This window comes from Streptosporangium sp. G11, from assembly GCF_051192615.1.
GTDB lineage: Bacteria > Actinomycetota > Actinomycetes > Streptosporangiales > Streptosporangiaceae > Streptosporangium.
Genome location: NZ_JBPJUQ010000002.1, coordinates 276,375 through 289,892, shown reverse-complemented (window position 1 = coordinate 289,892; position 13,518 = coordinate 276,375). Strand labels below are relative to the sequence as shown.

General features: G+C 73.6%; 6 protein-coding genes. 4 read left to right on the top strand and 2 right to left on the bottom strand.

The features are described 5' to 3' along the window. Window positions 1–124 precede the first annotated feature (124 nt). On the top strand, window positions 125–748 hold the full coding sequence (locus ACSDR0_RS03325) for a GNAT family N-acetyltransferase (RefSeq protein ID WP_435287205.1): 624 nt from the start codon (window positions 125–127) through the stop codon (window positions 746–748). 43 nt (window positions 749–791) lie between these two features. Next, complete coding sequence (locus tag ACSDR0_RS03320) at window positions 792–1,466, top strand: copper homeostasis protein CutC (protein ID WP_435287204.1); 675 nt, start codon at window positions 792–794, stop codon at window positions 1,464–1,466. Window positions 1,467–1,562: 96 nt separating this feature from the next. Here the strand turns inward: ACSDR0_RS03320 and ACSDR0_RS03315 are convergent, their stop codons facing one another. Together ACSDR0_RS03315 and ACSDR0_RS03310 are read right to left on the bottom strand one after the other, a co-directional pair. Beyond that, on the bottom strand, window positions 1,563–2,777 hold the full coding sequence (locus tag ACSDR0_RS03315) for a DUF6986 family protein (RefSeq protein WP_435287203.1): 1,215 nt from the start codon (window positions 2,775–2,777) through the stop codon (window positions 1,563–1,565). A 160-nt stretch (window positions 2,778–2,937) separates the two neighbouring features. Then, window positions 2,938–4,269 (bottom strand): FAD-dependent oxidoreductase, encoded by a 1,332-nt coding sequence (locus ACSDR0_RS03310; protein ID WP_435287202.1) that lies wholly within the window; start codon window positions 4,267–4,269, stop codon window positions 2,938–2,940. A 318-nt stretch (window positions 4,270–4,587) separates the two neighbouring features. Between ACSDR0_RS03310 and ACSDR0_RS03305 the strand changes: the two genes are divergently transcribed. Together ACSDR0_RS03305 and ACSDR0_RS03300 are read left to right on the top strand one after the other, a co-directional pair. Next, window positions 4,588–12,315: an amino acid adenylation domain-containing protein gene (locus ACSDR0_RS03305; protein ID WP_435287201.1), complete on the top strand. Its 7,728-nt coding sequence runs from the start codon at window positions 4,588–4,590 to the stop codon at window positions 12,313–12,315. Window positions 12,316–12,476: 161 nt separating this feature from the next. Then, window positions 12,477–13,412 (top strand): pyridoxal-phosphate dependent enzyme, encoded by a 936-nt coding sequence (locus tag ACSDR0_RS03300; protein WP_435287200.1) that lies wholly within the window; start codon window positions 12,477–12,479, stop codon window positions 13,410–13,412. The last annotated feature ends 106 nt before the right edge of the window (window positions 13,413–13,518 follow it).

Genomic DNA, 13,518 nt, shown 5'->3' with positions numbered 1-13,518 from the left:
ATCGCGGTCTCCCCACTCGCCTCAGGCCCCTAGGCATCCGCCTAGCCCGGCATGGACGCCGTGCGCCATCACATGGACACGCTCCGTGTCAACTCATGCACCGAACGCAACGAAGGGATGAACCATGCACTCGAACACCGCCAGTCCCACCGCCACGCGCCCGTTCACGCTGCGCAGGGCCACGGACGGTGACCTCGACGGGGTGCTCACGCTCCTCGCCGAGACCGCCGGATGGCTGAACCGCCGCGGCGTGCGGCAGTGGCCCGCCGACGGTTTCCCCGCCGGGCGCATCACCCCGCTGATCGGCGAGGGCGTCCTGTACCTGCTGGACAGGCAGGACGGAGAGGACGGGGCGGACGGCCCCCTCGCCACCCTCGCCCTGGACGGTCACGCCGACCCCGAGTTCTGGAGCCGGGGGGACGACCCCGGTGCCGCGCTCTACGTCCACAAGCTCGCCGTGGCGCGCGACCACGCCGGCACGGGCCTGGGAGAGGCGCTCCTCGACTGGGCGGGCCTGCGGGTCCTGGCCTTGGGGAGAAAATGGCTCCGGCTTGACTGCTCCAAGGACAACCCGAGGTTGCAGGACTACTATCGGGGACAGCGTTTCGCGCATCTCCGCACGGTCGACCTGCCGCATCGCGCCTCGGGTGCCCTGTTCCAGCGGCCGGGGGGCCTGCGCGCCCGCGCGTCCGGCCTCGCGCTGCCCTTCTCGGACCGGCGCGGGTCGTCCGTCCCCGAGCATGTCTGAACCACGGCGATCCCAGGACAAAGCCATCCGATAGCCTCCATTCATGACCGGATCCTTGCTTGAGGTGATCACGCTCGATGTGCGTGACGCCGTCGCCGCAGAAGCGGGCGGCGCCGATCGTCTGGAGGTCGTCGCCGACATGGCCTCCGACGGGCTCACCCCGGCGGCGGAAACGGTCGCGGCGATCTCCAAGGAGTGCGCGCTCCCGCAGATGGTGATGTTGCGCGGCGAGGCCTCGTTCCTGGCCACGCCCGAGTCGCTGAAGGCCCTGAGCCGCGATGCCAGGGCCCTCGCCGACGCGGGCGCGGCCGGGTTCGTGTTCGGTTTCCTCGACGAGGCGGGAGTGGTCGACCTGGCCGCCACCGAGGCCCTCATCCACGCGGTCGCGCCGCTGCCCTGGACGTTTCACCGGGCGGTCGACCACGCGGCCGACACCCAGGCGAGCTGGCGCGCCGTCCGCCTCCTGCCCAACCTCGCCACCGTGCTCACCTCGGGTGCGCCCGGTGGCGTGGCGGACGGGCTGCCGCTGCTCAAGAGCCGGTGCGAGGCCGGCGACGGCCCGCTGATCATGGCCGGCGGCGGGCTGCGGCCCAGCCACGTCGGGGTGCTGATGGAGTACGGCGTGCGGGCCTTCCACGTCGGCAGCGCCGTCCGGGCGTCCTGGTCGGACCCGGTCGACGCCCGCCGGGTCCGCGAGTGGCGCGCCCTGATCGACTGAGGCGTCCGCGAGGCCTCGCGGTGACCGGTCGCGAAGCGCCGTTCCCCCGGCTCGGCGGGACGGGCGACCGGAGGCGGGCCTGAGAGGTGACCGGGGTCAGACCGGTCGCTCCGCGGGGTCGGTGCCCAGCGCCAGGTCGGCACGGCGGAGGGCGGCGGCCATGGTCTTGACCGTGGCGGGCTCGTCCATCACGCCCTCACCGGCGTCGCGCCGCTCCTCCCAGGCGCGCACCCGGTGGGCGTACTCCCCGTACCGGGACAAGTGGAAGGCGTAGACCGCCGCGTACCGGCTGACCAGGTGTGAGGGGTGCATGTCCCAGCCCTGGTAGAAGCCGTGGGTCAGGGAGTGCCCGACCAGCTCCGCGTGGCGCCGCCACAGGTCCCGCACGTCACGGCCGCCGTCCGAGGCGGGGGAGGCGGCCAGCGAGCCGTCCGACAGCTCGACCCCGGTCCCGGCGAAGACCGTCTGCATGACGTGCCTGGCGTGGTCGCAGGCGGGGTGGTCCAGCCGCTGCTCGTGCGGGGGAAGGGCGCAGCTCGCCGTGTAGTCGAAGACGCCGAAGTGCGCCGCCGCCAGCCTGCCCCGCAGGGAGGTCACCAGGCCCGCGTCCAGGAACAGCACCGTCTGCGGCGCCTCCACCTGGATCTCGAACCTCAGCGTGCCCCGGCCGAGGCCCAGCCCCTCCTCCAGCGCGTCGAGGCAGTCGGCGAACTGGTACAGGTAGTCCTTCATCAGCACCTTCGGGAAGGTGATGACGAATCCCTCGGGCAGGTGCCCGGCCCGCTCGGTCACGCCGGTGAGGAAACCGTCCAGGGTCCTGACGGCGCGGACCGGGTCGCCGTCGGCGAACGACTTCACCCGCAGCCCCCAGCGCCGGGGGAGCGTCCCGGCCGCGTGCATGGCCGCGATCGCCTTGGCGGCGGCGGAGGCGTGGCCGTCCTCCTCTCCGGGACGCGTCCCGTAGCCGTCCTCGAAGTCGATCCGCAGGTCCTCGACGGGCTCCCGGGCGAGCTTGGCGGCCACCCTCCCGTGCACGGCCCCGGCGACGGCCCCGCCCGCGCCCAGGGACACTCCGGGAGTCGTGCCGAGGATCGCGGCCAGGTCGCCTTCCGGCAGGTGCCGCCGGAACAGCTCCAGCGCGGCCTCACCCCACTCCCGCGTCGTCCCGGCGTCGAACCGGTCGGCCGGGACGTAGACCGTGTGCACGGGCTGCCACTCGACCGGCCGGTACGGATACAGCGCGGACTGCTCGCGATGGGTCTGCTCGAAACCCGGGATCAGGGCGGACGGGTCGGCGAGCGTGACGCGCATGCTGGTGCTCCTCCTGGACGTGCCGGTTCGAGTGGGGGCCGGTTCGGGCTGGACGCGCGGGTTCGAACGGGCACGCCGGTGCGGACGCGTCCTGGTCACCGGCCGTCCCCGACGTCCGGCCGGTCCGGTCTGTTCAGCTGGTCCGGCCGGTGCGGTCTGTTCAGCCGATCTCCGCGTCGCTTCCCGGCCGTGGTTCCCGGTCGCAGGCGGTGAGCATGGCGGCGAGGCCGAGGAGCTTCACCCGCTCGCCCCGGTCGAGGGACCTGGCCAGGGCCGCTTCGGCCGCCTCGATGGACAGCCACTGCTCGTAGGTGATCGGCGGGACGCCCCGCGCGGCGAGGAGGTCGTCCAGGTCCGCGCGGCGTACCGGATCGCGATCGGTCAGGTCGGCGAGGAGGGTGCGGACCGTCTCGGCGGCGTCGGACTTGTTGGTGCCGATCACACCGGTGGGACCCCGTTTGAGCCAGCCCGCGACGTATTCGCGGTCGCGGACCCGGCCGGCCTCGTTCGGCACGGTCATGGTGGCCTCGGAGAACGGGACGCCGGGCAGGGGAACGCTCTGGTAGCCGACCGAGCGCAGCACCATGCCGACCGGGAGGGTCTCGAACTCGCCGGTGCCGACGACCCGGCCTTCCACCAGCCGGGTGCGCTCCAGCTTGAGCGCCTCCACCCGCCCCTCGCCGAGGATCTCCACCGGGCGCATCCAGAACCGCACGTCCAGCCGCCGGGGACGGCCCCTGGAGGCGCGGGTGGCCCAGCTCTGCAGAACCTCGACGTTCCCCCGGATCTGCCGGGACGCGGCCGTGACGTCCGCCACGCACTCCTCCGGTCGTACGCGCACGTCCGCGTTGGTCAGCTCGCCCAGCTCCCTGAGCTCCTTCAGGGTGAACTTGGCGTGCTCGGGCCCCCGGCGTCCGATCATGTGGACGGTCTTCACCTCGCTGGCGGCCAGCCGGGCCAGCACCTCCTCGGGCACGTCCGTGGCCCGCAGCTCCTCGGCGGTCTTGGCCAGGACGCGCACCACGTCGACCGCCACGTTGCCCACGCCGATCACCGCGACCTCGGGACTGTCGAGGACGAAGCGGTCGGCGGGCATGTCGGGGTGGCCGCAGTACCAGTTGACGAAGTCGGTGGCGGCCACGCTGCCCGGCAGGTCCTCGCCGGGAATGCCCATCCGGCGGTCCACCATCGCGCCGGTGCAGTAGACGACGGCGTCGTAGCAGTCGAGCAGGTCGGTGACGTCGACGTCCTTGCCCAGCTCGACACCGCCGAGGAACCGCACCTCGGGAAGCTCCAGCACGCCGCGCAGGTAGCCCGCTATCGACTTGATCGAGGTGTGGTCGGGAGCCACCCCGTACCGCACCAGCCCGTACGGAGTCGGCAGCCGTTCCAGCACGTCCACCCTGAGAGGAACGGTGGCCTGCTTCGTCAGGGCCTCGGCGGTATAGATCCCGGCGGGTCCTGACCCCACGATCGCGACTCGCAGTGACATATCGCCTCCTCGGCGTTGGATGTCATGAACGCGATGCCCTGCTCGATTCTGTATCACCGAGGGGGCAACCTGCCAGACTCACGCGCCCACATGATCGAGTCGTTCGTGGGTGAGGGGCGGTCGCATGATCAAGTTGTCACTCGGCATCGGCTGGAATATCACGTTTGTGACCTTCTGTGTTCATCGAACCAGAGCAGGATCGCTGCTGCACTACCGCCTGTGATCACTCCTGTGTAGCCGGGCGGTGACGCGCTACCGCCTGTGATCACTCCTGCGTACGCGGGCGGTCAAGTTCTGTGACGAGAGGCCGACCGCACCATGCTCTCCCCGGTTCGGGACAACGCTGTCCCCGCCGTATCCCCCGCCCCTCGTTCTCTCCCGGCCGGCGCGCGCGGCGCGCGGTGGATCCTGGAGGCCGTCGAGGCGAAAGCCCGTCAGGCCCCTGACGCTCCCGCGGTCCTGGACGCCTCGGGGGTGCTGAGTTACGCCGACCTGGTCGATCGGGCCGGTGCGCTCGCCCGCGGGCTTCGCCGCTCCGCCGGGGTGGGGGAGGGCGATCTGGTCGGCCTGCTCCTGCCCCGGGGAGCGGACGCGATCGTCGCGATGCTCGGGATCCTGGGTGCGGGAGCCGGTTACGTGCCGCTGGATCCGGCCTATCCCGCCGACCGTCTGGCACTCATGGCCGAGGAGGCGGGTCTTCGGGCCACGGTCACCACCACCGCGCTGCGAACCGTGCTGCCTCCCGCCGCGAACCTGTTGTTCCTCGACTCGTTCCTCGCCGCCGACGCCCGCGACGGTGACGACGAGGGACCGGGGAACAGCCCGTGGTCGCGGGACGATCGTCCAGGCGACGCCGCCTACGTCATCTTCACCTCGGGGTCCACCGGCCGCCCCAAGGGCGTCGCGGTGTCCGGCCGGGCGCTGGCCCACTTCTGCGGTGCCGCCGTGGAGACGTACGGTCTGACCGGCGTCGACCGGGTCCTGCAGTTCGCCTCGCTCAGCTTCGACGCCAGCGTGGAGGAGATCTTTCCCGCGCTCACCCGCGGTGCGACCGTGGTGGTGCGTGACGACGACATGATCAGCCGCCCCGACCTGCTGCTGGAGCGCTGCCACGAGCTCGGTGTCACCGTGCTCGACCTGCCCACCGCCTACTGGCACGAACTCGTCGAAGCCCTGTCCGACCCGGACCTGCGGTGGCCACCCGCCCTGCGCCTAGTGATCATCGGCGGTGAGCGGGCGCGGCCCGAGGTGGTACGGGCCTGGCGGCGCGGCCCCGGCGCCGGGGCCCGCCTGCTGAACACCTACGGACCCACCGAGGCCACCGTGGTCGCCACGGTCGCCGACCTCGGCGACTGGGACGGCGAGGGCCCGGTACCCATCGGTTTTCCGATTCCGGGTGTGCGGTGCCTGGTGGCCGGTGCCGACGGCGGCCCCGTACCCCCGGGAGCGGAGGGCGAGCTGCACATCGGCGGTCCCACGGTCGCGCTCGGCTACCTCGGCCGGCCGGAGGCCACGGCCGAGCGCTTCTACTCGGGGCAGGTCCCCGGCCCCGAAGGTCCGGTCCCCGGCCCCGAAAGTCCCGCTCCTGGCCGCGAAGGCCCGGTTTCCGACCCCGAAGGTCCGGTCTCCGATCGCGAAGGTTCGGTCTCCGATCCCGGAAGTCCGGTCCCCGGCCGCGAAGGCCTGGTCTCCGACCGCAGAAGTCCGGCCCCCGGCTTCGCGGGCCCGGCCTCCGACGTGCCCGCCGGGCAGCGGACGGCCTGGTACCGCACCGGCGACCGCGTCCGACAGGGCGCCGACGGCTCGCTGGTGTTCCTGGGCCGCGACGACCACCAGGTCAAGATCCGTGGCTTCCGCGTCGAGCTCGGCGAGATCGAGTCCACCCTGTGCGGCCTGCCCGGGGTCCGCGACGCCGTGGTGGGCCTCGACGAGCGGGTCCCCGGCGCGCCGAGGCTGGCGGCCCACCTGCTCGTGGAGACCGTTGATCCGTCCGCCGAGGCCCCGTCCGTGGAGGTGCCGTCCGCCGCGCTCCTCCGGAGGGAGCTCGGACGGTCGCTGCCGGCGCACATGGTGCCCGCCTCCTTCACCTTCCACCCGTCCTTCCCGATCACCGTCCAGGGCAAGGTGGACCGGGCGGCGCTGGTCGGCACGGCGGCCACCGGAGACACGTCCGGTGGACGCGCGACCGGCGAGGACATCGCCCGTGGACGCGCGGCCACCGTAGGAAACGCCGAAAACGCCGAAAACGTCGGAGGCACCGGGAACACCGGGAACACCGGGAACACCGCCGACCGGGGATTCGCCGACGCCGTCACCGCGATCTGGGCCGAGGTCCTCGGCCGTCACGACATCGGCGATGACCAGGACTTCTTCTCGCTCGGCGGTGACTCCCTCGCGGCCGTACGGGTTCTCACCAGGCTTCGCGGCGCTCACCGCGCCGAGCTCACCCTGGCCGACTTCTACGCGGCCCCCACCGTCTCCGGACTCGCCGGAGCCGTCCTCCGGGAGTCCCACGCCGCCGGTGCCGGGCATTTCGCGAACGAGGACCACTCGCCGGCGGACGACGGGGGACAGGTGGCCCCCACCCCCCTGCAGGCCGACTTCTGGATGGCGGAGCAGCTCTACGGCGAGAACCCGGTCCACAATCTCGGCATCCGCTACCGCCTGGACGGGCCGCTGGACACCGTCGCGCTGCGCGAGGCGCTGGACGCCCTCGCCGCCCGGCACGCGATCCTGCGCTCCCGGTATCCGGCGGGCGAGGACGGCCGGCCCGTCACCGTCGTAGACCCGCCGGGTCCGGTGAGGCTCGACGAGGCCGACGCGCCGGACGAGCACGACGCGGAGGCGATCCGCCGCCGGGCCGTCGCGGAGCCGTTCGACCTCGCGCGAGGACCGCTGCTTCGCGCCGTCCTCCTCCGGATGGCGGGGGACCACCACGAACTGCTGCTCATCGTCCACCACACGGCCTTCGACGGCTGGTCGGCCGGGGTGGTGCTCACCGACCTCGCCGAGCTGTACCGCGCGGCCCGCGCCGGCGTCCCGGCCCGCCTCCCCGCCCCGGGGACGGACTTCTCCCGCCTGGCGGCGGTCCGCGCCGCGCGGGCGGCCCGGCCCTCGCTCGCCGCGTACTGGCGGCACCGCCTGGCGGGAGCCGATCTCGAGGTCGAACTGCCCGCGGACCGCCCCCGCCCCGCCGCCCGCACCTACCGCACCGAACGTGTCGCCCGCCCGCTGCCCGACGGGCTCCTGGAACGTCTGGAGACCGTCGGCCGCGACCACGGCGCGAGCCTGTTCATGGTCCTGCTCGCCGGTGTGCGGACACTGATGTGGCGGGTCACGGGACGCGAGGACGTCACCGTTCTCGCCCCGGTGGCCTGCCGTGGCAGCCTGGACGAGGAGACGGCCGTCGGCCCGCTGCTCAACATTCTCCCGCTGCGCGGAGACGTCCTCGCGGGCGGCACCTTCGCGGAGCTGCTGGCCGCGGTGCGGCGCGACACCGTCTCCGACCTGGACCACCAGGAGCTGCCGCTCCCCGCGCTGCCCGCCCTGCTGGGGCTCTCGCCCGCGCTCGACCGCAACCCCTTCGGCCCGGTGATGCTCACGGTCCACAACACCCCCTCGGGCGGCGTGGAGGAGGCGGGGGTGCGCTGGCGGTACGCGGGCGACACCGCGCCCATGGCCGGGATGGTCGACCTGTCGATCGGACTGGACTTCCCGGCCGGCGGACCGGTGCTCAGCGCGGACTTCGCCACCGAGCTGTTCGAGCCGGCGACCGTGGACCGCCTGCTGGACCAGCTCCTGACCCTCCTGGACGCCGCCGCCGGGTCCGCGGACCGTTCCGTCGGGGAGCTGCCGCTGCTGTCCGACGCCGAACGGCACCGGATCCTCCACACGTGGAACGACGTCCGGGTGGAGCGGCCCACCGACCTGCCGGTGCACCGGCTCTTCGAGGCGCACGCCTCGGCGACCCCCGAGGCGCCCGCCCTGACCCACGACGGGACCACCGTCACCTACGGTGAGCTCAACGCCCGCGCCAACCGCCTGGCCCGCGCCCTGAAGGAGCGCGGCGCCGGTCCCGGCGCCCTGGTCGCCATCTGCCTGGACCGGGGGGTGGAGCTGTTCACCGCGATGTGGGCCGTCCTCAAGTCCGGCGCGGCCTACGTCCCGCTGGACCCCGCCTATCCGGCCGAGCGGCTGCGCTACATGCTCCGGGACAGCGGCGCCGCCGTCCTGGTCACCCGCACCGGCCTCGCCCCCTCGCCGTCCGCCGGACCCAGGGAAACCGGCGAACCGGGCAGTCCCGGCGTGGCCGGTGACGGAGCGTGGCCGCGGGTCCTCGCCCTGGACACGGACGGCGCGGCGATCTCCCGGCTTCCGGACACCGACCTCGACCCCTCCTGCGGGCCCGACGACCCGGCGTACGTCATCTACACCTCCGGTTCCACCGGTCGCGCCAAGGGCGTGGTGGTCACCCACCGCCACCTGGTGCACGCCGTGCACATGTGGCAGCACGACTACCGGCTGAGCCCCGACTGGACCTACCAGCAGGCGGCCAGCTTCTCCTTCGACATGTTCGTCGGCGAGACGCTGCGCGCCCTGTGCACGGGAGGACGGCTCGTCGTGGTCCCCCGGGAGGCACTCCTGGAACCGGCCGCGCTGCTGGACCTCATGCGCCGCGAGGGCGTGCGGTGCACGGAACTCGTCCCCGCCGTCCTGCGCGGGCTGCTCTCCCACGCGGAAGCCACCGGCGCCACGCTGGACTTCGTCCGGCTCCTCATCGGCGGCGGCGAGAAGTGGCACGTGCGCGAGTACCGCCAGGCGCGGCGCCTCGTCGGGCCCGGCGGCAGGGTGGTCAACGCGTACGGCGTCACCGAGGTCACCGTCGACAACGTGTACTTCGACGGCGACACGGACGGCATGCCCGCCGAGGCGCCCCTGCCCATCGGCAGGCCCTTCGCCAACAACCGGGCGTACGTCCTGGACGCCGGGCGCTCCCCGGTGCCGCCCGGTGTCGTCGGCGAGCTGTATCTGGGCGGTGACGGCGTGGCCGCCGGCTATCACGGCCGTCCCGAGCTGACCGCCGAACGGTTCCTCGCCGACCCCTTCGTGCCGGGCGCGCGCATGTACCGGACCGGGGACGGCGCCAGGTACCGCGCCGACGGGACGGTGGAGTTCCTGGGCCGCCTCGACGACCAGGTCAAGGTCAACGGTTACCGGATCGAGCTGGGCGAGGTGGAGGCCGCTCTCGGGGCACGTCCCGACGTCCTCGCCTGCGCGGCCGCCGTGCACGACATCTCCGGTGGAACCGCCCAGCTGGTCGGGTACGTGACGACCAGGCCGGGTGGGGTGACCGACGAGGCGGACCTGCGCCGTGAGCTCGCGGACGTCCTGCCCGCCCACATGGTCCCCGCCCGCATCGTCTCCCTGGCCTCGCTGCCGCTCACCCCCAACGGCAAGCTCGACCGCCGGGCCCTGCCCGCCCCGCCGGAGGGCGCCGACGCCTCCCGCCACGTCCGGCCCGCCACGCCCACCGAGATCCGGATCGCCGAGGTGTGGTCGGAGGTCCTGCAGGTCGAGCGGGTGGGGGGTCACGACACCTTCTTCGCCCTGGGCGGCGACTCCTTCAGCGCCCTCCGCCTGGTCCGGCGGATCGACCCGGCGCTGCGCGTGATCGACCTGTACCAGAACCCGACCGTCGCCCGGCTCGCCGCCCTGCTCGACGCCCGCGCCGAGGGAACCGGCCCCGCGGACGGGGATCGCCTGCTGCGCCGCCTGTCCGGCGATCTCGCGCGAAGCGGCTCCCCGGCCTTCACCGTGGTCTGCGTCCCCTACTCGGGCGGGCAGGCCGTGAGCTACCACCCGGTGGCCGAGGCACTGCCGGATGACTGCGTCCTGTACGCCGTGGAACTGCCGGGCCACGACATCGGCCGCCCGGAGGAACCGCTGCTGCCGTGCGAGGAACTCGCCGCCCTCGTGGTGGCCGAGATGCGCGAGATCCCCGGCCCGGTCGTGCTGTACGGGCACTGCATGGGCACGGCGCTGACCGTCGAGGTGGCCCGGCAGGCGGAGCAGGCGGGAGTGCGGCTGCTCGGCACGGTGCTCGGCGCGAGCTTCCCCACGGCCCGGCTGCCCGGACGGTTCTTCGACTGGGTCTACCGGGTCCTGCCCGTCGACCGCCTCACCTCCGACCGCGAGTACCTGTCCTTCCTGCGGGCCCGCGGCGGCTTCACCGAGCTCCAGGACCCGGCCGAGCAGGCGTTCGCCCTGCGCAACGTGCGGCACGACGCCCGGGACGCGGAGGAGTACTTCACCGCCGCGTTCACCGGGACCGGGTACCGCAGGCTGCGCTCGCCGATCCTCAGCCTGGTGGGGGAGCGCGACAGGGTGACCGAACTCCACCAGGAGCGCCACCAGGAGTGGGCGCACTTCTCCGAGAGCGTCGAGCACGCCGTGATCCCCGGCGGCGGCCACTTCTTCATCAAGCACCAGGCCCCCGAGGTCGCCGAGGTGATCGACACCGCCGCCCGGCGCTGGCGGGAGACGGAAGCCGAGCCCGTACCGTCCGCTCCCGCGCGGGAGGATCCGGACGAGGCCGGGAGTGCCGCCGACGGCACGCGGCGGGGTGCCGGGGACGCCGGGCGGGGTGCCGGCGGCGCCCCGCCCGGTACCGCTGGCACAGGGCGCGGCGCCGCCGCGGCCCCCAGCCTGGGGATTTTCGCCCTCGTCGCGCTCGGCCAGTTCGTCTCCCTGGTGGGCAGCGGCCTGAGCACGCTGGTCCTCAGCATCTGGGTCTACCAGCGCACCGGCGACGTCACCGCTTTCGGGGTGATGTCCGCGGTGGGGCTGCTGCCGGGAATCCTCGCCGGTCCGATCGCGGGCGCCGTCGCGGACCGCTGGGACCGGCGGCGGGTCATGCTGGCGGCCGACTCGGCGTCGGGGGTGGCCACCGCGGTCCTGGCCGTCCTGCTCTTCAGCGGCAGGCTGGAGATGTGGCAGGTGTACGCCGCGCTCGCGCTGACCTCGCTGGCGGGGGCCTTCCAGCGCCCGGCCTATCTGGCGGCGGTGGCACAGATCGTCCCCAAGCGCTACCTCGGCCACGCCAACGGCATCGCCCAGCTGGGCACCGGCGCCGGCGCGGTGTTCGCTCCGATGCTCGGGGCGGGCCTGATCGGCGTCATCGGGGTCCGGGGCGTGCTGCTGGTGGACGCGGCGACCTTCCTGGTCGGGGCGGGCACCCTGCTGGCCGTGCGGTTCCCCGACCGGATGTTCCGGAGGCGCGAGGAGTCGTTCGGAACGGAGATCGCCAACGGCTGGCGCTACGTCGCCCGCAGGCCGGGCCTGCGGATCGCGCTGCGCTTCTTCGTCATCGACCACCTCTTCTACACGCTGGGCTTCGCGGTGATCACGCCGATGATCCTCATCGAGCAGTCCGAGCAGGCTCTCGGGCTGGTGCTGTCCGCGGGCGGGGTGGGCGGCCTGCTCGGCGCGCTCACCATGAGCCTGTGGGGCGGCACCCGCCGCCGCACCGAGGGAATGATCTTCTTCATGGGGGTCGCCAGCGTCGCGATGGCCTTCGTCGGCCTCGGCACGGCCACCTGGTTCGCGGTCGTGGGCATGTTCGTCCTCTCCTTCACCGAGTCCCTCATCAACGGGCACTGGATCGCGCTGCTGCAGACCAAGGTCGGCCTGGAGCTGCAGGGCCGGGTGCTGTCCATCTTCATCACGGTGATGATGCTGACCATGCCGCTGGGCTTCCTGGTGGTGGGGCCGCTCGCCGACCACGTGTTCCGGCCCCTTCTCGAACCGGGCGGCGCGCTCGCGGACTCCGTCGGCCCGCTGCTGGGCACCGGGCCCGGGCGCGGCCTCGCGCTGCTGATCGTCGTCAGCGGGCTCGTACAGCTGGCCTGGGCGGTACGCGGCTGGCTCCACCGGAGGCTGCGGTTCCTGGAGGACGAGCTTCCCGACGCCCTGCCGCCCGCCCGGATCGGCGACCGGGACACCATGCAGCGCCACGCCGACGAGCTGCTGGCCACCACGCGTTCCTGACGTCCGGACAGGCCCGGCGGGTTACGGCCCGGCGGGTCCCCGCGCCCCGCTTCCTCACCCTCAAGTTCCCCGGAGACGCCGGCCGGCGGGCCTGTCGACCACGCCCCGCCGGACCCCGGTGTCCCCGCCCGCCATGTCGGTTCCCCCTCGAAGGATCTCCCGTGACGCTCGACATCAGCACCTCCCCACCCGCCGCCCCCGCCGGGCCGTTCCCCGAGCACGCCGGGCAGACTCCGCTGATCGAGGCGCGCGGGCTCGTCCCCGGCGTCCGTGTCCTGATCAAGGACGAGACCCGCTACGCCTCCGGCAGCCACAAGGAGCCCGCCGCCCGCGCGGTCGTCCGCCACGCGCTGGAGGCCGGGTACCGCGACGTGGTGGTCGCCACCTGCGGGAACTACGGTCGCGCCGCGGCCGCCGCGGGTGCCGCCGCAGGGCTGGCCGTCACCGTCGTGCTCCCCTCCGGCTGGAGCGACGGAGGCGCCGCCATGCGCGCCCTCGGCGCCCGGGTGGTCCTCGTCGACGGGAGCTACGAGGAGGCGGTGGACGCCTCGCGGAGGATCGCCGCCGAGAGGGGGGCGCTCGACGGCAACGTCGACGGTCCCTGCGAGCCCCAGGTGCTGGCGGGGCACGGCGAGGTCGTCGACGCCCTCGCCGCGGAGCTGGACGGCCCCCCGCACACCGTCTGGCTGCCGGTCGGCAACGGGACCACGGCGATCGCCGTACACCGGCGCCTGGTCGCGCTGGGCTGGCCCACCCGGATCGTGGGGGTCGGATCGGCCGGCAACAACCCGATCGTGACCAGCTGGCCGGGGGAGTATCTGCCGCTGGCGCCGGACGCGGTCGCCACGACGGACCACAACCAGCCGCTGGTCAACTGGCACGCGTTGCAGGGGGCCGCGGCGATGGACGCGATCCGGTCCGGCGGCGGCGAGGTGCTCGGCGCGAGCGACGCGGAACTGCTCCGGGCGCGGGACGCCCTGGCCGTCCACGGCCCCACCCCCACGGCGGCGGGAGCGGTGGCGCTGGCCGGGCTGCTGGGCCGGGCGACGACCCTCGACGCGGGCAGCACCCACGTCGTCGTGCTGAGTGGCCGCTGACCTGTTCGCCGGCCTGCGGGTCGGCCTGTCCGCCTGTCCGCCTGCCGTACGGGCGGGCCGCGGTGATCGCGACCCGTGGGCGGGCCGTGGCGACCGCGACCGTACC